The following is a 23,593-nucleotide window of genomic DNA, read 5'->3' as shown; positions in this document are numbered from 1 at the left end:
CCGTCGTGCGTGCTGCCGCCGTCCGTGCCGCGACTGGGCCTACGCGTCGTCCACCGCCACGAAACGCAGCTCGGAGGTGTAGGCGGCGCCCTGGTCGTCGGTGAGCCAGGCCTGTTCGGGGCTGGGCAGCATCTCGGTGATCACCGCGCGGCCGTCCGGGTCGTTGCGGGCCAGTCTGCGCAGCGCCTTGGCCAGGATGTTGAGGTACACCGGGCTGTCGAAGTCCACGTAGAACGGCCGGGTCTCGGTGGGCAGCACCACGAACACGAACCGCGGCAGCCCGTGCCGCTCGCGCCACCTGCGGGCCCGCACGAACCGGCGGGCCTCGTCCTTCTCGTCCGCGAAGTCGATCCCGGACTGCGGCAGCCGCCAGGTCTCCCGGGCCACCACCAGCCGGTCGACGGTCACCCTGGGAGAGTGCTCCGCCTCCTCCGGCAGGATCTGGAACAGGTCCATCGCGAGGGTCGTCAGGACGTGCGCGAACACGTCCACCGCCGCGAACACGGCGCCGTCGGGCAGCGTGACCCGCAGCTCGCCGTCGTCCCCCCGCGCCACCGCGACATCGGCGCTGAGCACCGTGCGCGGCCGGCCCGGATCGGCGGTGAAGTCGACCAGCGCGACATGGTAGTCCTCGGGCCGGACCAGCGCGTGGCGGGTACGGACCGACAGCCGCGAGCGGTGCTCCTTGGGCAGCAGCGGCATCAGCCGGGGCCCGGGGTGGTCGCGGCCGGTGAGCGCGTGCAGCTCCCCGGCGTCGGGGTGCTGGTGGACGAAGAGCGAGGAACCCAGTGTGTTGGCCGCCAGGTGCAGCTCGCCCAGGACCAGTTCGAAGTCCCCGCGGGCCACCGCGTCCGTACCGGTCGCGGCGATCATGATGTCGGGGCTGAGGTAGCGGGCGGCCGTCCAGCCGCCGCGTACGCCGCCCCCGGCGCCCGGGCCTCCCCCGACCGCACCGTCTTCGCCCGCGCCGAACCGCTCGGCGACCGGCCCCGCGATGTCGGCCAGGGTCAGCCGGACCCGGCGGGCCCCCGGGGGCGGTGACAGGATCGCGGCCCAGCGGGCCCGGAACTCCCGTTGCAGCGCCTGTGTTTCGGTGCGCGCCGCGCCGTGCAGGATCGGCATGCAGGCGAACCAGAACGCCGCCAGGTCCACCGGACCCTGCGCGGCGAGGCGGTCGTACACCTCCTCCGCCTTGGCCATGACCGCCTCGGCGAGCCGGGCGGTGAGCCAGCCGGCACTGGTGAGCAGCGGCTCCAGCGGAGCGAGGGCCTCGTGCACCACCCGGCCCAGCCGCGCGCTCGCCGAGCGCCGGCAGTCGGAGTACACCAGGGCCCGGCAGGGCGCGGTACCGGCCGACTTCTCGCGCACGGCGGCGGTCTCGGTCAGCGCGACGAACTCGCCCTCCAGCCCGGTCATCGCCTCGACCAGGGCCTCGGGCCCCTCGGCGGCGGCCACCCGGTCCCGGCCCCGCTCCAGCGCGTCCAGGGCGGCCAGGGCGCGCCCGCGCGCCGCCGGATCCCCGATCCGGTCCAGCCAGGCCCGCAGGTAGCGCTCCGGACGGGCGTCGGCGGGGACCTCCAGCTTCCACACCACCCACCGGCGGGCCACCAGCGCCGTCAGCTCGGCCGACACGTCCGTCCCCGGCAGCGCGGCCGCGATCTCCCGCGCGGTCCGCACGCCGTCGCACAGCGCGAGCACGGCCGTGGCCGCGGCGCCGACAGGCTGCGCGGGGCGGCCCGGGACGAGCACCCGGCCGCCCTGGCCGTCCTCGCCGCCTCCGCCGTCCGCGAGGCGCACGAACGGCACCCGGCGGGGGGCCACCCAGTCGCGCAGCGACGGATCGGCCCCGATCGTCGTGGCGAGCGCGTCGATTCCCCAACTGGCGAAGTACACCCGCGAGTCGGCGATCAGACCGGTGCCGGGATCGACGGCGATGCCGTCCGGGCCCTCGGCGCCCAGGTCCCAGCGGCCCCAGCCGACGGGTCCGAAGAATCCGATGGTGTCGTTCTTGACGCAGAAGCGCTGCCAGTAGTGGGCGACGAGTTCCTCGCGCTGGCGGGGCATGCTGGTGCGGCTCGCCGCGGTGGGCGTCCAGTTCAGGAACGGGGCGATGCCCGTACGCAGTACGGTCCGGTTCTGCCAGGCCACGGCCTCCCGGAAGGCCGGCAGCCGGGCGATGTCCTGGAGGGCGAGCGCGCTCTCCACGGCCGCGTCGTCGAACAGCGCCCCGAACTCGCCCCAGCGCTCCCCGGACAGCTGCTCGCCCTCGGGGAACTTGTCGGCCGCCGCGGCCAGCCCGGACGGGGCCAGCCGCAGCACCCCCCGGGCCGGGAAGCCCGGCCCGCGCAGCGCGAACTGCTCCCACAGCCGCCAGCGGCCGCCCGGCAGATAGGTCTCGGTCATGGTCTGCCCCTCACGCCTGGACGAGGTCGGCGTCGACGACGGAGGCGAGGTCGGCCGGGGAGGGGTAGGCGAAGACCAGGGCGACCGGCACCTCGACCCCGAGGGCCTCCTCGATCCGCGCGGTGATCCGGAACGCGGTCAGCGAGTCGCCGCCCCACTCGTAGAAGTCGCTGTCCTCGTGCAGCTCCGCCTCGCCGAGGGTGTCGCGGTAGATGCCGAGCACCAGCTCCGTCAGCTCGGCGCCGGTCAGGATCGGGTTCGCGGACGTGGTCATGAGATCTCCTCCAGATACGGTTCGGTGGCCGCGGCGGCGGTCAGCGCCGCGGTGGTGTTGCCGCCCGAGACGATGGCGACGGCGCGTCCGGCCCCCCGGCCGGCGCGCAGCGCCCCGGCCAGGGCGACGGCCCCGCTGGGCTCCGCCTCGATGCCGCGCCGCCGCAACAGGGCGGCCGCGGCCAGGATTTCGGCGTCGGACACGGCGATCAGGTCGTCGACCCGGTCCCGGATGACGGGGAAGGTCACCGCGCCCGGCTGCTGGGCGCGCAGCCCGTCGGCGACGGTGTCGCTCGGCGGCAGCCGCAGCGGCCGGCCCGCCGCGAGCGAACGGGCGTAGCGGGGGGTGGCGGCGGGCTCCACGCCCACCACCTTGACCCGGTGCCCGTGGGCGGCCAGGCAGACCCCGGCCAGCAGCCCGCCCCCGCCGGTCGGTACGTACACGGTCTCGACGTCGGGCACATCGGCCAGGATCTCCGCCCCGACCGTGCCCTGCCCGGCGATCACGAGTTCGTGGTCCGAGGAGGGGACCAGGACGGCGCCGCTCTCCTCGGCCAGGTCCAGGGCGAGGGCGTCGCGCTCGGCCACCCCGCCCGGCACGTGGACGATCCGGCCGCCCAGCGCCCGGATCAGCGCGGCCTTCGCCGGGGTGGCCCCGGCCGCCATGACCACGGTGACCTCGACCCCCAGCGGGGCGGCGAGCCGGGCCAGCGCGATCCCGTGGTTCCCGGAGGACCCCGTGACGATCCGCTCCGCGCCCAGGGCCAGGACGGCGTTGGCGGCCCCGCGCACCTTGAACGAGCCGCTGTGCTGCAGGTGTTCGGCCTTCAGCAGGAGCGCGCAGTCCGAGCGGCGCGCCCCCGCGTCCCCCAGCCCGGGCAGCAGCGGGGTGCGCCGCACGTGCTCCGCGAGCCGTTCGACGGCCGCGTCCACGTCCGCCGGGCCCAGGGTGTCGATGGTGGTCACGTTCATGACCGGGTGCCTCCGCTTTCGGCCAGGGCACGCCGGTCGGCCTTGCCCCCGCGGGTGGTGGGTAGCTCCGCCAGCCGGACGAACCGGCGCGGCATCAGGTGCGGCGGCAGGGTGGTCCCCAGGTGCGCCCGCAGCGCGGTGTCGGGGACGGCCGGGTCGCCGGTGACGTGGGCGGTCAGGAACACCCGCCCCTGGCCGTCGGTGGCGGAGGTGACCACCGCGCCCGTCACCGCGGGGTGGGCCAGCAGCGCGCCCTCCACCTCGGCCGGGTCCACGCGGTAGCCACGGATCTTGACCTGCCGGTCGCCGCGCCCCAGGTAGGCCAGCCCCTCGGGGCCGCGCCGGGCCAGGTCCCCGGTCCGGTACAGCCGGGCACCGGGCGGCCCGAGCGGGTCGGGCACGAAGCGCTCCGCGGTCCGGCCGGGCAGCCCGCGGTACCCCCGGGCCACCCCGGTCCCGCCGATGTACACCTCCCCGGCGCTCCCGTCGGGCACCGGCGCGAGCGCCTCGTCCAGCAGCCGTACGACGACCCCGTCGATCGGGGTCCCCACCAGGTCGCGGGAGGTGTCCGGGTCGCTCGGCACGGCGTACCGGGTCGAGGTCATCGTGCACTCGGTCGGACCGTACTGGTTGACCAGCGCGCCCGGCACCAGCGCCCGCCCGCCCGCGGCCAGGAACGGCCGCAGCGACTCCCCGCTGGAGACCACCAGCCGCAGCCCCGCCAGCAGGGCGGCCGCGTCCGGCTGACCGGCCAGGAACGACAGGAAGGACGGGGTCACGCTCAGCAGCGCGGTCACCCCCTCGTTTCGCACCACCTCTTCGAACTCCTCCGGCCGCAGCAGCGCCGAGCGCGGCACGACGACGAGGCGCCCGCCCGCGAGCAGCGGCGCGAAGGTGTCCCGGACGGAGGCGTCGTAGCCCAGCGGCGCGACCTGGAGCCCCACGGTGTCCGGCCCGAGACCGTAGTCGCGGACGACGAAACGCAGGTACGAATCGAGACCCCTGTGCTCGACCAGCACCGCGCTCGGCTCCCCGGTGGTCCCGGACGTGTGACTGACGTACGCGAGGGCGCGTTCCTCGGGCGCCCCGGCGGGCGCCGAGCCCGGCCCGACCGGGCCGGGCCGGTCCAGCAGCACCCGCGGCCCCGTGACCGGCAGGTCGAGGCGCGCGGACAGCTCCGACGAGGTCAGCAGCATCCCGGCGCCGCCGCTGCGCACCAGCGCCGCCAGCCGCGCCGCGGGCTGTTCCGGGTCCAGGCTGAGGAACGCGGCGCCGGAGCGCACCACGGCCGCCATCGCGACCACGGCGTCCACCCCGCGCTCCACGGCCACCGCGCACACCACCTCGGGCCGGGCGCCCCGGGCCCGGAGCACTCCGGCGAGGGAGTCGATCCGGGCGGTGAGCTCCGCGTACGTCAGCTCGCCGGCCGGGGTGACGACCGCGACCCGGTCGGGGTGGCGGCCCGCGTGCGCGGCGATGTCGTCGACGAAGGTCCGCATCACGCGTCCCCGTCCCGCGCCGTGGGCACCGCGCTCTGGTCGACGGCGACGAAGCGCAGCTCGGAGGTGAAGCTGTTGCCCTGGTCGTCGGTGAGCCAGGCCTGCTCCGGGGTCGGCAGCATCTCGCTGACCTTCAGCCGCGCGTCCGGGTCCTTGCGGGCCAGCCGGCGCGCCGCCTTGGCCAGGATCGTCAGGTACACCGGGCTGTCGAAGTCCACGTAGAACGGCCTGGGTTCCGTCGGCGAGACCACGAACACGAAGCGCGGCAGATCGTGTTCACGCTGCCAGTGCCGCGCCCGGACGTACCGCCTGGCCTCCGACTTCTCGTCGGCGAAGGTCAGTTCGGAGGCCGGGAAGCTCCAGGTCTCGCGGGCCACGATCATCTTGTCGATGCTGATCCGGGGGGTGTGGTCGCCCTCGGGGCGGATCGTGAACCGGTCCATGATCCGCTGGGTCAGGGTGTTCGCGTAGACGTCGAGCAGCGGGAAGGCGGTCCCGTCCGGGAGGACCGCCGTCAGGGTCCCCTCCCGGTCCTCCACCGCGACGTCCGCGCTGAGCACGGTGCGCGGCCGGTGCGGGTCGCCCGTGTCGTCGACCAGCGAGACGTAGTAGTCCTGCGGCCGGTCCAGCGAGGGCCTGCTGCGCGTGGACCACTTCAGCGGAAGCTCCTTGGGGAGCATCGGCAGCAGCCGCGGCTCGGGGAAGTCCCGGGTGGTCTCCGCGATCAACTGGTCCCGGTCGGGGTGCTGGTGGACGAAGAGCGACGCGCCCATCGTGTTGAGCGCGCTGTGCATCTCGCCGAGCACGAGCGCGAAGTCGCCGCGGGTCACGGCCGCCGCGTCCTCCGCGAGGACCAGCACGTCGGGGCTGAAGTAGCGGGCCAGCGACCAGCCCGCGCCCGGCTCCTCGAACTCCTCCCGCACCCGCTCGGCGATGTCCGCCGAGGACACCCGCACGCTGCGCGCCCCCTCGGGCACCTCCAGGATGCGCGCCCACTTCGCCCGCATCTCGGCCTGGATCGCGTCCAGATCGCTGCTCGCCTCGGCGTACGGCGACGGCAGGCAGGCCAGCCACATCGCGCCCAGGTCCACCGGGCCGCCCGCGTGCAGGCGCTCGTACACCTCGCGCAGCCGGACGCCCACGCGCTCGGTGAACCGGTTCGTCATCCAGCGCGCGGAGGTCAGGCACTGCGCCAGCGGGGTCAGTTCGCCGAGCAGCGCGGTGCCGAGCGTCGCCGTCGCCGAGCGGCGGCAGTCGGAGTACACCAGGCCGCGGCAGGGCGCGGTCCGGGAGCCCTTGGCCCGCTGGCCGTCGGTGTCGGTCAGCCGGGCGAAATCCGCCTCCAGGGCGCCCATCGCCTCGCCCAGCGCGTCGGCGTCGAGGCCGGCCGCCTGCACCGCGTCCCGGCCGCGCTCCAGCACGGCGAGCCGCTCCAGGGCGGATTCCCGCAGCTCACGGTCGCCGACGCGCTCCAGGATGGTCCGCAGCTCCCGCTCGGGGTAGGTGCTGCTCGGCACCTCCAGGCGCCAGTGCACCCAGCGCTTGGACTGGAGCCACTGGACGGTCTCCGTCGCCTCCGCGACGGTGATCCCGGCCGCTTCGGCGATCGCGGCCACCGGCCGGGTCCCGTCGCACAGGTCGAGCACGGTCCGCGCGGCGTCGGTGATCGGCTGCGGCGGCCGGCCGGGCAGCCGGACGGTGCGGCCCTCGGCGCGGACGAAGGACACCCGGCGCGGTGCGATCCACGGCTTCATCGCCGGGTCGGCGCCCAGCGTCCTGGCCAGCGCGTCGATGGCCCAACTGGCGAAGTACACCTGCGAGTCGGCGAGCAGTCCGCTGCCGGGATCGACGGCGATGCCATCGCTCGCGAGGTCCCAGCGGCCCCAGCCGACGGGTCCGAAGAAGCCGATGGTGTCGTTCTTGACGCAGAAGCGCTGCCAGTAGTGGGCGACGAGTTCCTCGCGCTGGCGGGGCATGCTGGTGCGGCTCGCCGCGGTGGGCGTCCAGTTCAGGAACGGGGCGATGCCCGTGCGCAGTACGGTCCGGTTCTGCCAGGCCACGGCGGCGCGGAAGCGCGGGGCGGCGGCGATCTCCTGCAGCAGTCCGGCGGTGCGTACGGCGCCCGTGTCGAAGGTCTCGGTGAAGGCCTCCCACTCGGGCCCGGCCAGCAGGTCCCGCGGCCCGAACTTGTCGGCGGCCACGGCCAGCCCGGGGGGCGCCATGCGCAGCACCCCTTCGGCGGGGAAACCGGGACCGCGCAGGGCGAAATGCTCCCACAAGCGCCACCCACCGGTGGGCAGGTGCACGTGGTCCGGGACGTCCGTCATGGCGGAGCTCCTTCCAGGCGGTACTGACTCCGCGCCGGGTACCGTCTCTGGCGTCACCCTGGCTGCCAGAACCCTGCCGGTGCGGGCTCCGCGCCACCAGGGAAGGACGGGCAGCGGCAGGCGCCTCCGCTTCTGCGCGTTTGTCTCTATGGCGGGCCGCCGTTCCGGGGCAGGCTGGGCGCGTCGACCGATCGAACGCGGGAGGGCCCAAGCGATGAGTGCCAGCGGTGAGAGCGGCTACCAGGTCGTGTGCAACGAGGAAGAGCAGTACTCCGTGTGGCGGCTGGACCGCGAACTGCCGCAGGGCTGGCGGGCCGAGGGCACGTCCGGGACGAAGCAGGAGTGCCTGGACCACATCGATGTGGTGTGGACGGACATGCGCCCGCTCAGCCTGCGGCGCAGGATGGCCGCCGCGGAGGCGTGAGGGCGCGAGTCGCGACGGCGCGAGCCGCGACGGGACGAGCCGCCACGGCGCGAGTCACCACGGGACGAGCCGCCACGGCGCGAGTCACCAGGACGCCCGGGCACCACGGCACGAAGGCGCCCGACCGGGCAACAGCCCCGGTCGGGCGCCTCTTCATGCGGTCCCGTGGGGGGACTCGGCGGGCGTCAGCTCACCTGGAGGGTGACGTCGTCCACCACGAAGGAGGTCTGGAGGGACTGGTCCTCGACCCCCTGGAACTGGAGGGTGACCGTCTGGCCCGCGAACTGCGAGACGTCATAGGTCTTCAGGACGTAGCCCGACGTCGCGTTGACGTTGGACAGGGTCTCCAGCGTCTGGCCGCCGACCGACACCGTGAAGGTGTCGTAGGCGACGCTCTCCGTCTCGTCCGTGTCGATGTGCAGGTAGAAGGAGAGCCGGCCGGTCGAGCAGCCCGTCGGCAGGGTCAGGGACTGCGCCGCGCTGTCGGTGCGCGGGGTGCCCCAGCCGTTCAGCCACGCCATGTACGCGCCGCCGTGCGGGGCCTCGCCGGCCTGGTTGGTGATGACGCCCGAGGTGGCGGTCCAGGGGGCGCTCCCGCTCTCGAAGCCGCCGTTGGCGACGACCTGGCGCGGGGTGCAGCTCCCGCCGCCCCCGACGGTCAGGGTGTAGGTGGTGCTGTGGCTGGTGGTGCCGGTGCCCGTGACCGTCAGGGTGTAGGTGCCGGGCGCGGTGGAGGCGCCGACCTGGACGGACAGGGCCGAGGAGCCGCCGGACTGCACGGAGGCCGGGCTGAGCGTGGCGGTGACGCCGGTGGGCGCGCCGGAGACCGTCAGGTTCAGGGTTTGCGGGCTGCCGCTCACGGTGGTGGTGTTCACGGTGGAGCTGACGCTGCCGCCGGGGTTCGCGCTGCCGGCCGCCGGTGAGGTGCTCAGCGAGAAGTCCTGCGCCGGGGTGTCGCCGCCGACGGCCTGCTTCCAGATGGTGTACGCGACACCGTCGGCGCTGCGGTCCAGGACCGTGGCGCTGATGTTGCTCGTGGTGTCGCAGGCGCTGTGGTAGCAGGAGTCGTAGGCGGCGTTCGCGGTGCCGCCCCACTTGGCGGCCTGGGCCGAGGTCTTGCGGGCGCTGGCGCCGGCCGCGTAGCCGGAGGTCGGGATGCCGGCCTGCTGGAAGGAGTAGTCGTCACTGCGGCCCTGGCCCTCGACGTTCTCCTCGGGGGCGAGGTTCAGCGAGGTCCAGTACGCCTTCATCGGGGCCGAGGTCGCGGAGTTGAGGTTGTTGATGAAGTAGCCGCCGTTGGGCGAGCCGACCATGTCGAAGTTGTAGTAGCCCTTGATGGCGGACTTCTGGGCGCTGCTGAGCTGGCCGACGTAGAACTTCGAGCCGTTCAGGCCCTGTTCCTCGTCGGTCCACCACCCGAAGCGCACGTGCTTGGTGAGGGTCGGGTTGCGCTGCGCGAGGGCGAGCGCGTTCTCCAGCAGGGTCGCGGAGCCGGAGCCGTTGTCGTTGATGCCCGGGCCCGCCGAGACGCTGTCGAGGTGCGCGCCGAACATGACGGTCTGGTCGGCGGGGCCGCCGGGCCAGTCCGCGATCAGGTTGTTCGACGGGTAGGTGCAGGAGGTGCAGCTCTGCTCGGTGACGGTGTAACCGGCCGCCTGCAGCTTGCCCTTGATGTAGGCCACCGAGCCGCTGTGACCACCGCTGCCCGCGCGGCGGTTGCCGCCGTTCTGGGAGGCGATCGTGTTCAGCTGCGCGAGGTGGGCCTGCACGTTGGCGACGTCGATGTTCGGCGCGTCGGGGCCGGGCGGGGTGCCGCCGACGTTCAGCGCGTAGTCGACGGTGTGCGAGAGGCCCGGTCCCTGGCCCTTGACGGTGACGGTGGACGGACCGGGAGCCGCGGAGGTGGAGGCGGTGAGGGTCAGCACCGAGGACTGGCCGGACTGCACGGTGGCCGGGTTGAAGGAGGCGCTCACCCCGGACGGCAGGCCGGTCGCGGTGAGGGTGACCTGCTGGGCCGAGCCGGTGGTGGTGTTCGTGACCACGCTGGTGGTGACCGAGCCGCCCTGCTGGACGGTGCCCGACGCGGGGTTCAGGGCCATCGAGAAGTCGTCGTTCTGACCGCTCGGCGTGCAGGTGGTGTCACCGCTCTGTGCGGGCACGCTGATCGCGTCCCAGGCGGCCTTGGTCCGGGTGAACAGGTTGCAGGTGGCCGGGTCCAGGGACTTGGCCGCGCTCAGCGTCGCCGTGCGGTACTTCTTGTAGCTCATGCTGCTGGTCTTGAGCAGCATGCCGCCGTAGAAGATCTTGCCGGCGTTCTGTACGCCGACACCCGTGAGCGTGGTGCCGTTGCAGGTGCTGCTGTTCGGCTTGCCGCCGCCCGGGTTCGTGCCCTCGGCCAGCAGGTAGAACCAGTGGTTCAGCGGCCCCGCGGCGGCGTGCACCTCGGTGCCCGGTATCGAGGAGCTGTAGCAGGCCGGGTCGTTGTTGACGGCCGGCGGGTTGTACATGTTCCGGATCGGCCCGTTGCCCTGGAGGTTGATCATCTCGCCGACGGTGTAGTCCGGGACGTCGTACGGCGCGGGCTCGTTGATGTACGCCTCGGTCAGCGCGCCGAAGATGTCCCCGGTGCCCTCGCCGAGTCCCGCCTCCTGGCCGCTGGTGCCGCCCGGGGTGTTGGTGTCGATGGCGTGCCCGTACTCGTGGGCCACCACGTCCACACCGGCGATCCACTCGTTGGCGCTGTTGTGCCCGATGGTGACCGAGCTGCCGTCCCAGTACGCGTTCAGGTCGGACAGGCCCACCTTGCCCGGGAAGCTGCGCCCGTTGCCGCTGACGCCGTTGCGCCCGAGCCAGGACCCGAGCATGTCCCACTGCTTCTGGGCCGCGAACATGAGGTCCGTACAGCCGGTCTCCTTGGAGGTGGCGTTGCCGGTGCCCCAGGAGTCCGACGACTTGGAGAAGACGCTGCCGCTGCTGTAGTCCGCGCAGCTCAGGCCGGTCCGGTTCGGGTCGCGCAGGGAGTACGTGGCCCCGGACGCGGTGGTGTCGATCGTCAGCGGGTTCGGGCCGTTCCACTTGCTGGTTCCGCTGCCCGCCGCCACCTCGTCGTGGCGGTCGACCACCGTGCCGGTGCGGGCGTCCACGAACACGTGCAGCTTGCTGGGCGCGGTCGCGGTCCGGCCGGACAGGACGGTCTCCCAGGCCAGCACGGGCCGGTCGTCCTTGAGGCGGATCACCAGCCTGCTGTCGAGGACGGTGTCGGTCCTGGCCAGCTCCTTGCGGGAGGTGGCCTCGGCGGCCTTCGCCGTGACGGTGGGGGTCGTCGCCACGTCGATCGCGGTGGACGAGGCCGACTGGAGGGCGCGGACCCGGCCCTCGCCGTCGGCGAGAACCACCGCGTCTCCGCCGACCACGGGCAGGCCGCGGTAGGTGCGCTCGTAGGCGACGGAGTACAGGTCCTGCACCCAGGGGGTGACCATCCGCCGGTCGTACTGCTGCTGGGGGGAGTTGACCAGGGTGTCGAGGCCGCTCCTCACGGCCGCGTCGGCGGCGGCGACCGCGCGCTCGGCCGACTTCGCCCGTGGGGGCTGGACTTGGCGCTCGGTCTGCTGCGCGGCCGACGCGGTTCCGGCCAGCGCGCCGGCGAGGCTCGCGGTCAGCGCCATCGCTGCCACGGTCGCCATCCATCTGGTGGGCTGCAAGAGTCCACTCCGATCGTGTGTGGGGGGTACGACGGTGAGCCGCCCGGGACGAGCCTGTGCAGAGCCTTGGCAAAGGCTGTGCGGCATCTGTGCGGTACCTGTGCGACGGCTGTGCGGGGGATGTGTGCCGGGCGGGGGGTTCGCCGCCGAGTATGGGCGTGGACATGGCGAGATTGGGACATCCCTGCGCGCATAAGACCCGGGTTATGGTGCCGGGGGCGTCACGCTGCGTAAGCTGCCGCAATGCAGCTCGAGTTGAGGCATCTGCACACCGTCTGCCAGATAGCGGAAGCCGGGAGCCTGGGCGGCGCCGCCCGGCAGCTCGGGGTCTCCCAGCCCGCGCTCTCCGCGCAGCTCCGCCGGATCGAGGGGGTCACCGGCGGTGACCTCTTCGTCCGCGGCCGGCACGGGGTGGAGCCCACCGCGCTGGGCCACTTCGTCCTGGCCAAGGCCCGCCGGGTGCTGCACGAGATGGACGCGCTGGGCGCCGAGGCGCGCGCGATGGCCGGGCACACGCCGCTGCGCCTCGGCTGCATCATGCTCGTCCTGCTCGACGGCCTGCTCGCCCGGACCGACCTGGACCTGTACGGCCGGGAGATCACCGTGGACCTGGAGGACTCGGTGACCGCACTGGTGCGCATGCTCGGCGCGGGCCGCTACGACGTCATCGTCTACGGCGAGGTCAACGACCACGAAGTCCCGCTGCCCGGCGGCGTGCTGGGCCGCACCCTGGTCCCCAAGGAGCCCTTCTGCATCCGGATGTCCGACCGCCACCCGCTGGCCGGCGAGGCCGTCCTGGACCTCGCCGACCTCGCCGACGAACCGTGGATGACGCTGGTCGAGGACGACGACGGCGGCCCCGAGGCCCTGGTGGAGGCCTGTGCGAAGGCCGGGTTCGCGCCCTCGCTGCGCTACCGGATCACCGACCGCATGATGCAGTACGACCTGATCGCGGCGGGCCGGGCGGTCTCGCTGAGCCAGCCCACGGCCCCGGCCGTGCCGGGTACGGTCCTGCGCCCCCTGGCCGGTGAGCCGGTCGTGGGCCGCATCCGGCTCGCGTGGAACCGCGCGGCGGTCTCCACCCTCCAGGCGGAGCTGCTGTACCGGGCCGCCGCGGGCGCCTACCTGGCCAATGTGGACAACAACCCCTTCCACCGCGCCTGGTGGGACGCCCACCCGGAGGTGCATCCCCCGCTCGGCTGACCCGGAGCCACAGGGCCCGGAGCCGAGGGGCCCTGAGCGCAGGGTCCGGAGCCCGGCCCGCTCAGCGCTCGCGGATCAGCCCCGCGACGTGATCGGTGACCATGTCGAGGATGCCGGCCGCGGCGTCGGCGTCGCCGAGGACGAGGAAGTTCAGGGTGACCCCGTCCGTCATGGCGGCCAGATAGCGGGCCAGCACCGGGACGGGTACGAGGAGCTCGAACCCGGTCTGCCGGCCCAGCTGTTCGAGGAGCTGCGCGTAGGTCTCGCAGTACAGCTCGTACTGCCGCCGGGCCAGGTGCTCGAACCCCGGCTCGCGCAGCGCGTACTGGGTGAGGTCGTACGTCAGCATGTGCTCGGCGGGACGGGCCGCCACGTGGTCCCAGTACGCCTGGAACCCGGCCCGGACGGTCTCGCGCAGGGTGGCCCGCGGCCGGATCGCCTCCTTCACCACCGCGATGTAGTGATCGGTGATCATGGTGAGGACGGATTCGAGCAGGGCCTGCTTGGAGTCGAAGCAGTAGTGGAAGACGCTCAGCGACACGCCCGCCTCGGCGGCGATGGACCGGGTGGTCGTCCGGGAGACGCCGTCGCGGGTCATCGCGCGGATCGCGGCCTCGGTCAGCTGCCGGCGGCGCTCGGCCAGCGGCATCCGTGCCATGGGGTCTCCTTCGTCCGGGTGCGCGCCGCGGTGCCGCGCGTGGTGCGTCGGGCCTCGTGCGTGACGCAGGGCGCCGCCCCCGGCAGGTGGCCGGGGGCGGCGCCCACATGATCGCGTCAGCTGCTGTATACGCCGACTTCGTGCAGGGAGTAACCCCATTGCGTGCCGCGTCCCACTCCGTGGACGCGGACGTAGCGCGCGGAGACCCCGTTGAACCGGGCGGTGTCCAGGCCGCCGTCACCGGTGGCCGTGGACCAGGCGGTCCGCCAGTTCGATCCGTCGGTGGAGACTTCGATGCGGTAGACCTTGCCGTAGGCGCGCTCCCAGTCCAGCGTGACGCGCTTGACCAGGCTCGCCGACCCGAGGTCGACCTGGAACCACTGGTCGTCGCTCCAGTCGCTCGCCCAGCGGGTGCCGGTGTTGCCGTCCACGGCCTGCCCGGGGGCGTAGCTGACGAAGGGGTTCCACTCCGACGAGCTGGCCGACGCGGCCGCTCCGGAGGCGAGGTTCACCCCGGCCCGGTGCTGCTCGGAGGCGCCCCAGGTGCGCAGGTAGGACTCGGCGCCCTTGAAGAGGTCGTCCACCACGTCCTGGCCGCCGACGTGCCGGATGTCCTCCAGCCAGTCCGGGACCATGCCGTAGTGCGCGCCGCCGTCGGTGTTGAAGTCCCACGTGCGCCGGCCGGTGGTCTGCTTGTCGATGACCGAGCCGCCGTCGGCGCTGCGGTAGGGGTACGTCACCGGGTTCGGGGCGCCGGCTCCGCGCGGGGCGGGCCAGCCGCCGACCCCGTTCATGTCGGTGCCGTAGCCGAGGCCGACGCCGTACTTGTCGCGCAGCGCGTCCTTGCTCTTGGCCTCCGCGCTGAACCCCTCGGACCCGCTCATGTACTGGGCGGCGAACCCGCCGAGCTTGTAGAGCCGCTCGGTCCAGTCGCTGTCCATCCAGCTGTGGGAGGACAGGACGCCCGGGTACGAGGCCGACTCGAGGATGTCGAAGGCGCGGCCCGCGGCCTTGACGCTCATGTGGTCGACTTCCAGCATCATCTTGCGCTTCATCATGCCGCGTACGGCGTATTCGCCCAGGTCGGTCAGCCCGCGGGTGTTGCACTGCGCGTCCGCGGCGTACGACGGCACCGCGACGCCCGCCGGCAGGTCCTTCTGGGCGCCCGGCGCGGGCGCCAGCCCGATGGGGTTGTCGTGCTGCGGACCGGCGCACTTCTCCGTCTGCCAGAAGGTTCCGGTCGACAGGAACTGCCCCACGTTGATGGCGGTGCCCAGGGCGCCCTGGTCGAAGCGGACGCCGCACAGGGCGTTGTCGAACTTGTGGCAGAGGAACATGCTGCGGACGCCGAGCGCGTGCAGCTCGTCCAGGCCCTTGTCGATGTCGGCCTTGCTGCACTGCGAGATGTCCAGGATCTGCTTGCAGCCGAAGGGCTCGGAGGTCTCGACGCCCAGGACGACGGCCAGTTTGCCCTGCTGGACGACATCGCGGGCCTGGGCGGAGTCCGTGACGATGCGGAACCAGCCCTTGCCCGGGCCGCCGTACATCTTGTCGATGTACGCCTGCATGTCGTAGGTCTTCTGCGCCTCCAGGCGGATGGCGGTCATCTCGTCGCAGCCGCGGTCCTTGAAGAAGTAGACCGAGCAGATCACCCCGTTGGTGACCAGGTCGTTGACGAGCACCCGCTGGCCGCCGCGCCAGGCCCGCTCGATCCAGGCGTAGTAGTTCTGCTGGTGGGTGAGCGAGTCGTGGGCGGGCCAGTCCTTGAAGGTCGGCCAGCCCACCGGGTCATGCTTGCCGTCACCGCCCTTGGTGATGTAGTCGAAGATCGCGAGCGATCCGTCCGGGTAGTGCTCCGGACAGTCCTTGAGCGCGTCGGCGACGCCCAGGTCGGAGAACGGCTTGCCGCAGATGAGGCGGCCGCCGAAGCCCTCGTTGGCCATGATGTGGTCGTGGGCGTCGACGAAGCCGCGTACGTCGCCCTGGGCGTCGGTGCCCTTGAACGGCTCGCCGGTGACATTGATCCCGGAGTCCGGCGCGGGCCGGGCGGTCGGATTCCACCAGCCCGGATCGGCGGCGGCGCTGGACGCCGGGCTGAGCGCCATCGCCAGCAGGGCGAGGAGCAGCGACAGGACGAGGACCGGCTTTCGCCGGGTGTGCGGATCTCGGGTCAAGGTCATCACTCACGTCTTCGGTCGGGGTGGTCCACTCGGAAGGCGCGGCGCTTCATTGTCATGTTCCGCGCAAACAACGCGGCCAGGGTCCCGGCTGCCGGCTACGGAGTCAATAGTCCGGGACAGTTGACCTGATGGACCGTCGGATTCGGTGAAGAACGCTTCGGCGGCCCGCCTGCGGGGGCGGTCCCGGCCATGGGAGAGGATGGCAACCCGTTCGGAATGCGTACATCCACATCCGAACGGGTCTGCTCCCACGACGAACTGACAGGTGACAAGGTGACGACACCCCCGACACCCCCGATAACCCGGCACGCGGCGCCCGCCCCCTCCTCCCCGGCCCGCCCCGCGACGGAGGCCCGCCGGTGACCCGGGACCTGGTCGTGCACGACTGGCTGGTCGCGGGCATCGCACTGGCCGCGGGCGCTCTCGCCGGACTGCTCCTCCGGGCCCTCCTGCGGTGGCTGCGGGGGCACGCCGAGCGGACCCGCTGGAGCGGAGACGACCTCATCGTCGACGCGCTGCGCACCCTCGCGCCCGGCGCGGCCCTCATCGCGGGCGCCGCGGTGGCGGCCTCGGCCCTGCCCCTCACCTCGCGGATCTCGGGGTTCGTGAACCACTCCCTGACCGCGCTGCTCATCGTCCTGGCCACGCTCGGCGCGGCCCGGGTCGTCGCCGGTCTCGTCCAGTCGCTGGCGCAGTCGCGCACCGGAGTGGCCGGATCGGCCACCATCTTCGTCAACATCACGCGGATCGTGGTCCTCGCGATGGGCGCCCTGGTCGCCCTCGAAACCGTGGGCGTGTCCATCGCGCCGCTGCTCACCGCCCTCGGGGTGGGCGGCCTGGCCGTCGCCCTCGCGCTCCAGGACACCCTCGCCAACCTCTTCGCGGGCGTGCACATCCTCGCCTCGAAGACGGTGCAGCCCGGCGATTACATCCGCCTCAGCGGAGGCGAGGAGGGCTACGTCGTCGACATCAACTGGCGCAACACCGTGGTGCGCAACCTGTCGAACAACCTCGTCATCATCCCCAACGGGCGGCTCGCCCGCACGAACATGACCAACTACACCCAGCCCGAGCAGAAGCTGTCCCTGCCGGTCCAGGTGGGCGTGGGCTACGAGAGCGACCTGGAGCACGTCGAGCGGGTCACCCTGGAAGTCGTCGACAGCGTCATGGCCGACATCAACGGCGCCGTGCTCGACCACGAAGGGGCCGTGCGCTTCCACACGTTCGCGGACTCCAGGATCAACTTCACGGTGATCCTGGGCGTCGGCGAGTTCAGCGACCAGTACCGGATCAAGCACGAGTTCATCAAACGCCTGCACCACCGGTTCCGCACGGAGGGCATCTCCATCCCCGTCCCGGCCCGTACGGTCTCCCTCCAGGGCGACGCTCCCCAGCTCACGGCCGCGCCCGCGCCGGTCCCGCACCAGCGCGAGGCACCGCGCACGGTGACGGTCACCACCGCGACCTGAGCGCCGGCGCCCCGGCAGCCGTTACGAGGCGTACCGCAGGAGGGACTCGGACAGCGCGACGAGCTCGTCCACGGCGGCCGGGGCCAGCGGAGCCGCGTACATCCGCTCGCGCGCCGCGTCCAGCAGGCGGCGCGCTTCCCGCAGCGCGAAGTCACGGCCGCCCGCGTCCTCGATCACCTGCGCCGCGCGCCGCACGTCGGCCTCCTCGACCGGGCCCCGCGTACCGAGCAGGCCGGCCAGCACGGGGCCGGCCGCCGGGTCCAGGGACATCGCGGCGAGGACCGGCAGGGTCTTCTTGCGGCGGCGCAGGTCGCTGTGGGCCGGCTTGCCCGTGGCGCGCGGGTCGCCCCAGATGCCCAGCAGGTCGTCGATCCCCTGGAACGCGATGCCCCACTGCCGCCCCGCCCACGAGAGGGCGGCCACCGGCTCCGGCGGCGCTCCCGCGAGCGCCGCGCCCAGGCCCAGGGCGGACGCGAGCAGGGATCCCGTCTTGCGCTCCGCCATCGCCTGGTACTCCGCGATGTCCACGGCGCCCGGACCGGTCCAGGGCCGGGTCTCGAAGAGCAGGTCGTCGGCCTGCCCGTGCACCAGCTCGCCCAGGGTCACGGTGAGCTGCCGCAGTGCGGCGGCGCCCCCCTCGCCCGGCGTCTCGGCCAGGACCCGGACGGCGAGGGCGAACAGCGCGTCGCCCGCCAGGACCGCTTGCCCGGTGCCGAAGGCCTTCCACGCGCTGGGGCGGTGCCGGCGCCGCTCGTCGCCGTCCATGATGTCGTCGTGCATCAGCGAGAAGGTGTGCACCAGCTCGATCGCCACGGCGGCCGACACGGCCGTCTCCGCGGCCGCGCCCACGGCCTGCGCGCCCAGGACGGCGAGCGCCTGGCGGATGCCCTTGCCGCCCGCGTCGTTCGCGGCGGCCGTCGGGGTGCCGTCCTCGTCGCACCAGCCGAAGGCGTGGGAGGCTATCCGGCCGGGCGCCGGATGCAGCTCCGAGACGGCCTTGCGCAGCGCGGGCTCGACCAGGCTCCGGGAGCGGAGCAGGGTCGCCTGGAGCGTGGAGGTGGGCAGACCGGTCTGCGCGGACATGGGCGGAACTCCTGTCGTGGGTCGTGCGGGGGACGAGGGCGGGCGCGGGCTCAGTGGACCGGTGCGGTGTCGGCGGCGGTCGCTCCCGGCTCCCCGGTCACGATGCCCAGCTCCGCACGGGCCCGCTCGATCATGGCACGGGCGTGCCGCAGCCCGATCCGGACGAGCGCCCCCTCCAGGGCGTCGAGGTCGGCCGCGGTCCGCTCCGGCGCGCGTCCCTGCCGGGCCAGGGCCTTGGTCAGCCCCAGACCGGACAGCGCCTCTCCGCGCGGTTCGTCCATGGCGCGGAACTCCCGCAACGCCTCGGCGTAGCACTCCTCGGCCTCCGGGTATCGCGCGGCGCGGTAGAAGACGTTCCCGCGCATCTTCAGGTTGTACGCCAGCGCGCTCACCAGCTGGATCTCCCGGCAGATCCGCTCCGCCTCGGACAAGAGCTCCAGCGCCCGCCCGGTCTCGCCCCGCGCGGAGCGTACGTCGGCGATCCCGCGCAGCGCCCAGGCGCGGCCCCGGTCGTCGCCCGCCGCCCCCGCGATCTCGGCCGCCTCCTCGAACAGCGCCAGCGCGGTGTCGAAGGAGCCGGCGCCCCGGTGCATCTGCGCGATGCCCTCCAGGGCCCACACGGTGTGGCGGGCCTCACCCCGGCGGCGCGCCTCGGCCAGCAGCTTCTCGTGGAGTTCGCCGACGGCCGCGTGGTCGCCCTGGATGCGGCCGGTCTCGGCGAGCCCGGCCAGCGAGTAGCCGCGGGCCACGACGTCCCCGCCGCGCTCGGCGAGTTCGGCGGCCAGCGCGAGCCGCCGCCGGGCCAGCGAGAGGGCGCCGCGCTGCCGTGCCAGGGTGCCGCCGCTCCACACCGCCCAGGCCATCGCCCCCTGGTCGCCGGACCCGCGGGCCGCCCGGTAGCTGTCCTTCCACGCCTGCTCGGCCTCCTCGACCCGGCCGAGGCGCCTGCTGGCCTCGGCGACGGCGAGCCCCGCGCTCGCCGACTCGGCGCCGTGGCCGCCCTCATCGGCCTTGCGGCGCTCCTCCAGCGCCTTGGCCAGCACCTCCTCCAGGGAGGTGTTGACGGAGAGGTCGCCTAAGGAACCCCGGTATTCGGGCGCGAAAGCCTTGCCGTACATCGTCGTCCCACTTCCCGTTCGACGGAGCGCTGCACTCCGTACCGATCAAGAAGCTATGAGACCGGGCCGCCCGGGGGAGTCCCCCTGGGAGCCGATGTGCGCGTACATCTCAAGCCTGACAAGCAACGCCAATCTCTGCCCAAAGGACCATGTCCGGACATGGGCCGCGGACCGGGGCGGGCCCGCGGTCCCTCACCGTTCCTGGAGGTGGGCGGCGATCATCGCGAGGTCGTTCGCGATGCTCAGGATGCCGCTGGGGTCGGTCGTCGGCGTCGAGGCGCCGGTGACCCCGGCGTAGAACACGTCGTAATGGCCGGCGCCCTTGTCCAGATAGCCCGCGATCGTGATCGCACCCACGCCCAGGCGGTTGTTGAGCGCGTCCAGCCCGACGGCGGCGCCGGTCTTGGCGAAGACCTTGCCGCGCGCCGGGCAGTCGCGGCAGTTGTCGGCCAGCAGCCCGTCGACCCCGAGGACGGGCAGCGCCTCCCGGAAGCGGCGCGCGTCGGGGGTGTGCATCCAGTACGTCAGCATCTGCGCCTCCGCCTGCGGCGTGGACCGGTCGACGGGATTGCCGCCCCGCCCGTCCAGCAGCTGCACCTGCGCGCGGTCGACGCCCGCCCCGTCCAGGAAGGTGGCCAGAACCGGGAACCCGTCCATGCAGTCGTGGCTGCGGGCCGTGACCGCCAGCAGGCAGATGCCCAGGTTGGCGCCCAGGTTGTGGCTGACCTTGAGGATGAGCTTGGCGTACTCCGCGTACGGCGGCGAGGTGTACAGGGCCACGCGCGAGCGGCCGTCGTAGTCCGCGGGCAGCGCGGCGGCCGGGTTGGGTCCCGTCGGCGCCGCGCCGACGTGCACCCCGGCCCGTTCCAGCGCCTCGATCAGCGCGGCGCGCCCGAAGGCCGCCGGGTCCGCGATGGGGGACACCCGCAGGACGGGGGCGGCGCCCACCGCCACCGTGCCGGACAGCTGGATCCGGGTGCCGTTCTCGGAGGCCGTCGCCGTGACCGCGGACGGCTTGCCCGCGGCCACGGTCTTGACCGTCGAGGTGACCCGGTACGGAGCTGCCTTCGGTCGCCAGTCCAGCCGCGCGGGCGCGTCGGCGCGGTCCCCGGGGGTGGACAGCAGGTCGATCAGGTTGTCGTTGATGATCAGCGGGGTCGGGGTGGGGACGAGCTCGGGATCGGGGGCGAAGAGCCGCTCGTCGACGATGACGTTCCCGGCGACGCGGGTGATCCCGGAGCGCCGCACCTGCCGGGCGAGCTGATCGATCCCGGCGAGCGGGTCCTGCGGGGTGAGCGTGGCGCCCGGGACGTCGTTGGCGTAGGTGTGGTCGAGGGAGGTGAAGGCGACCGTGCCGTCCGGGCGGGTCCGGCCGCCCAGGGTGAGGTCGCCCTGGGCCACCAGCGCCAGATCACCGTCCAGGGTCGCGCCGCGCCGCTCGCCGACCGCGTAGAGCGGCGTCTCGAAGCGGTGGTCGGAGCCCAAGGTCTTCCAGGGCGCGGACACGCTGAACAGCTTGGCGGTGGACCCGGGGATGAAGAACTGGCCGGGGAACGCGCTGTGCACTACCCGCCCGGTGTCCGGGTCGGTCTGGAGGAGGCCCCACTGGGCGTTGCGGTACTCCGGCTTGCGCATGATCTCCGTGATGCGGGGGTCGAGCGGGGCCGAGGAGCCGTCGCCGGAGGGCGTCGGCGTCGGGGTCGGCGTCGCGCCGACGGCCGCCGCCCCGGAGGTCCCCGAGGTCAGCGCCACGAGCAGAAGGGCCGCGCATCCGGCGCCCGCGCGGCGCCGCCAGGACGGCGCGTTCGTTCCTCGCACCACGGCAGGCCCCGTTCGGTCTCGGCGGACACCGGCTGTGTCGCCCGGTCGGCGTACACCCCGGACTCCGTCCAGCGTGGCACGGGCACCTCCGGCCCGCACGTCGCCGCGGCCCGGCCCGGCCCGCCTCCTCGTCGTGGCGCTGCTGAGCATGATCAGGGCTGCCGGACCGGGCGGGCTATCCGGCGCGCAAGGTCTCGGCCAGGTGCATGAAGCTGTAGATGTTCGGAATCCATCCCGACGGGTACATGGCGGGCCGGAACTTCTTGTGCCTCTTGATGACCAGGTTGCCGCTGACCAGTCGTATGTACTGGATGTGTTCCCAGGGGAGCGTTACTGTGCCGAAGATTATCCCTTCCCGGCTCAGCGCCAGCTTGTACGTGGGTTTCGCCGGATCGGAAACGAAGATCCAGGGCCTGCCTTCCGCGATGCTGGACAGCGCGTTGGGTACCCATGAGCCGGCAATGGCGACGCGGAGCACCTGGGCCATTTCGTCGGACTTCTTCCAGGCCCCGTTGATGGGGAAGTTGTGTCCGTTGTAGTCCTCGAAGTTGTAGAAGTGTGAGACATTTCCGTACAGGGTGGTGGCGGATTCATACATCTTCAGTTCGGGCCAGGTGATGGCCAGACACGTGCCGTCCTTGGACCGGACCGCGATGCCGTTGTCGAACACGTCCAGGCGTTGGATGAAGTCCTTGCCCCGGGTATCTCCGTAGCTGTGCTTGTGGGCGCCCAAGTTGGCCTGGTCCGCGGTCACTTGAATGTCCGAGGGCAGTGGTTCCATCATGATGTCCTTCATTGGGTTCGATCGGTTCGTGTCACCTGGATGGACGTCGTCGATCCAGGCCGGGACCGCCGGAGAGGATGGTCCGGTGAGCCTGGCGCAACGCGGCACCGGGGGCGACGCCGAGGTCCTCGGCGAGGCGGCGCCGGGTACGGGTGAAGACGGAAAGGGCTTCCGCCCGGCGGCCGTCGCGGTGGAGTGTGTGCATCAGTAGGACCGCGACCGGTTCGTCCAGTGGCTCTGCCGTGGCGAGGGCGGCGAGTTCGTCGATGGCCTCGGAAGGGTGCCCGAGGCGGAGTTGGCAGTCGGCCTTGCGCTGGGTCAGAGCGATCCGGTGGCGGCCGAGCCGAAAGCGCTCCAGCTCGGCGAATGGGCCGGGGAGGCCCGATAAGGGCTCGCCACGGAACAGCGCGAGACCGTCGGTGCGGAGCCGCACCGCCTCGGTGAGGTCACCGGCGCGCTCGGCCGCTTCGGCTGAGGCGGTGAGCGACTCGAGCCGCGTCACATCTTGCTCGATTCGACCCGCCCCGATCCGGTAACCGCACCGCTCGTGCTCGATCACCGAGGCCGTGCTGAGGAGTTTGCGCAGCCTGTAGACGTAAACCGGCACGACGTTGCCTGTCGGAGGCTCACTGCCCCATACGCCGTCGAGCAACTGATTCCGGCTGACCGGCCGGTCGGAGGAGAGCGCCAGCATCGCGAGCACCGCCTGCTGGCGCAGCGGACCCAGATCGATGGGCTCCCCTGCGAGGTGCGCGGTCGGCGGCCCGAGGAGTGTGAGCGACAGCCGGGGGCCGCCGACGGCCACCGTCGGTCGGCCGGGAGCCAGGACGGGCGCCACCTGTGCCGCCCGGCGGCGCGGGCCGCGGCCGGGCGCGACCAAGCCGCAGTCGAAGGCGTGGACGATGGCGGCGGCCCGGTCCGGCAGCGCGAGCTTGGTGAGGACTCGGCCGAGAAGGGCGACCACTTCGGGCTCGGGGAGGGCGAGTACCTCGGCGATCTCGGCGTCGCACAAGCCACAGCCCGCCGCGTACAGCACTCGGCGCTCTCGTGGACTGAGGGCGGGGACCTCCGGCCGGGCGGAGACCGCGGTCATCGGCATGGGGGTTCCTTGTCTTCGGAACGAGTCGATCCGGTCGTTGCCTCCGAGACTGGCCGGGCCGCCCCTCTGCGACCAGGCCGCCGGACCGGCCATATCTGACCGGTTGCCCCGTAGGCCCTCCGACCAGCGAAAAGGCAGCGCGTCAGGAGAAGGGGGGCGGCTCATGACCGGCTTGTGGAGGTGTCGGACGTGGTCGGTGGCGGCCACCGGTCTTCTCCGCGCCTCGTCCCCTCTGGCCCTGGCCGTCCGAGAGGGACGGAGTCGGACGCGGCTCGACGGATTCCCGCGTGCGATCGGTGTGGATGAGCGTCCCCCCGATTGCTCGGAAGGCCGGCACCAGGAAGCCGATCTCTTGGCGTCGCGACGGGGCGGACATTGCCTGACGCGGCACTAGCGACCTGGGGGTCGCTCGTACCCTGGCAGCCAACGCGGAGGAGGCGCCGTGGCGGCACCGGTCGGGAGGCTTCCTGGACGGCGGCCCGGACTAGTACTGCAACGGTGCTTGCTGTGACGGTTGGGCAGTTTCTGGTGGCGTGTGGCCGCGTCGTTTGTAGTGGCTGACACGTGCCTGGAACTGTC

General features: G+C 72.9%; 16 protein-coding genes. 3 read left to right on the top strand and 13 right to left on the bottom strand.

Annotated elements, in window-relative coordinates:
• Window positions 1–39: 39 nt before the first annotated feature.
• The 5 genes from ABT084_RS14320 to ABT084_RS14300 are packed head-to-tail and all read right to left on the bottom strand — an operon-like array spanning window position 40 to window position 7,474.
• A complete protein-coding gene (locus ABT084_RS14320) occupies window positions 40–2,403 on the bottom strand; it encodes a lantibiotic dehydratase (RefSeq protein WP_351042568.1) in 2,364 nt (787 codons plus the stop codon).
• A gap of 10 nt (window positions 2,404–2,413) precedes the next feature.
• Window positions 2,414–2,677, bottom strand: coding sequence for an acyl carrier protein (locus tag ABT084_RS14315; protein WP_351042565.1), 264 nt, complete (start codon window positions 2,675–2,677; stop codon window positions 2,414–2,416).
• Complete coding sequence (locus ABT084_RS14310; protein ID WP_351042562.1) at window positions 2,674–3,648, bottom strand: threonine ammonia-lyase; 975 nt, start codon at window positions 3,646–3,648, stop codon at window positions 2,674–2,676. The genes ABT084_RS14315 and ABT084_RS14310 overlap by 4 nt, the downstream gene beginning before the upstream one ends.
• Entirely contained in the window at window positions 3,645–5,147 is a 1,503-nt protein-coding gene (locus tag ABT084_RS14305) for an amino acid adenylation domain-containing protein (protein ID WP_351042559.1), read from the bottom strand. The genes ABT084_RS14310 and ABT084_RS14305 overlap by 4 nt, the downstream gene beginning before the upstream one ends.
• Window positions 5,147–7,474 carry a lantibiotic dehydratase gene (locus ABT084_RS14300; protein WP_351042557.1) on the bottom strand — a complete coding sequence of 776 codons (2,328 nt, stop codon included), beginning with the start codon at window positions 7,472–7,474 and terminating at the stop codon, window positions 5,147–5,149. Before ABT084_RS14300 ends, ABT084_RS14305 begins: the two co-directional genes overlap by 1 nt.
• Before the next feature lie 214 nt (window positions 7,475–7,688).
• On the opposite strand from ABT084_RS14300, the gene ABT084_RS14295 reads away from it, so the two are divergent.
• Window positions 7,689–7,898, top strand: a complete 210-nt coding sequence (locus ABT084_RS14295) for an MbtH family protein (protein ID WP_351042555.1) — start codon at window positions 7,689–7,691, stop codon at window positions 7,896–7,898.
• 185 nt (window positions 7,899–8,083) lie between these two features.
• Here the strand turns inward: ABT084_RS14295 and ABT084_RS14290 are convergent, their stop codons facing one another.
• Window positions 8,084–11,563, bottom strand: coding sequence for a M28 family peptidase (locus tag ABT084_RS14290; RefSeq protein WP_502968936.1), 3,480 nt, complete (start codon window positions 11,561–11,563; stop codon window positions 8,084–8,086).
• A 279-nt stretch (window positions 11,564–11,842) separates the two neighbouring features.
• Here ABT084_RS14290 and ABT084_RS14285 point away from each other — a divergent pair, with 279 nt between their 5' ends.
• Window positions 11,843–12,802 carry a LysR family transcriptional regulator gene (locus ABT084_RS14285; RefSeq protein ID WP_351042551.1) on the top strand — a complete coding sequence of 320 codons (960 nt, stop codon included), beginning with the start codon at window positions 11,843–11,845 and terminating at the stop codon, window positions 12,800–12,802.
• Between the two features lie 61 nt (window positions 12,803–12,863).
• On the opposite strand, the gene ABT084_RS14280 is transcribed toward ABT084_RS14285, so the two are convergent.
• Both ABT084_RS14280 and ABT084_RS14275 read right to left on the bottom strand, forming a co-directional pair.
• Window positions 12,864–13,460: a TetR/AcrR family transcriptional regulator gene (locus tag ABT084_RS14280; protein WP_351042548.1), complete on the bottom strand. Its 597-nt coding sequence runs from the start codon at window positions 13,458–13,460 to the stop codon at window positions 12,864–12,866.
• 116 nt (window positions 13,461–13,576) lie between these two features.
• Window positions 13,577–15,640 (bottom strand): galactose-binding domain-containing protein, encoded by a 2,064-nt coding sequence (locus tag ABT084_RS14275; protein ID WP_351042546.1) that lies wholly within the window; start codon window positions 15,638–15,640, stop codon window positions 13,577–13,579.
• 359 nt (window positions 15,641–15,999) lie between these two features.
• Here ABT084_RS14275 and ABT084_RS14270 point away from each other — a divergent pair, with 359 nt between their 5' ends.
• Window positions 16,000–17,109: a mechanosensitive ion channel family protein gene (locus ABT084_RS14270; RefSeq protein WP_351042543.1), complete on the top strand. Its 1,110-nt coding sequence runs from the start codon at window positions 16,000–16,002 to the stop codon at window positions 17,107–17,109.
• 21 nt (window positions 17,110–17,130) lie between these two features.
• On the opposite strand, the gene ABT084_RS14265 is transcribed toward ABT084_RS14270, so the two are convergent.
• From ABT084_RS14265 to ABT084_RS14245, 5 genes are all read right to left on the bottom strand, one after another.
• A complete protein-coding gene (locus tag ABT084_RS14265; RefSeq protein WP_351042540.1) occupies window positions 17,131–18,192 on the bottom strand; it encodes a polyprenyl synthetase family protein in 1,062 nt (353 codons plus the stop codon).
• A gap of 50 nt (window positions 18,193–18,242) precedes the next feature.
• Window positions 18,243–19,310 (bottom strand): tetratricopeptide repeat protein, encoded by a 1,068-nt coding sequence (locus ABT084_RS14260; RefSeq protein WP_351042538.1) that lies wholly within the window; start codon window positions 19,308–19,310, stop codon window positions 18,243–18,245.
• Between the two features lie 192 nt (window positions 19,311–19,502).
• Window positions 19,503–21,131, bottom strand: coding sequence for a D-alanyl-D-alanine carboxypeptidase/D-alanyl-D-alanine endopeptidase (dacB, locus tag ABT084_RS14255; protein ID WP_351042535.1), 1,629 nt, complete (start codon window positions 21,129–21,131; stop codon window positions 19,503–19,505).
• 175 nt (window positions 21,132–21,306) lie between these two features.
• On the bottom strand, window positions 21,307–21,927 hold the full coding sequence (locus ABT084_RS14250) for a DUF6585 family protein (RefSeq protein WP_351042532.1): 621 nt from the start codon (window positions 21,925–21,927) through the stop codon (window positions 21,307–21,309).
• A gap of 19 nt (window positions 21,928–21,946) precedes the next feature.
• Complete coding sequence (locus ABT084_RS14245) at window positions 21,947–22,951, bottom strand: AfsR/SARP family transcriptional regulator (protein WP_351042530.1); 1,005 nt, start codon at window positions 22,949–22,951, stop codon at window positions 21,947–21,949.
• Window positions 22,952–23,593: the final 642 nt, after the last annotated feature.

The organism is Streptomyces sp. NPDC002138 (assembly GCF_040296485.1).
Taxonomy (GTDB): Bacteria; Actinomycetota; Actinomycetes; order Streptomycetales; family Streptomycetaceae; genus Streptomyces.
The sequence above is the reverse complement of the archived record's forward strand: the minus strand, read 5'-3'. Positions and strand labels throughout refer to the sequence as shown.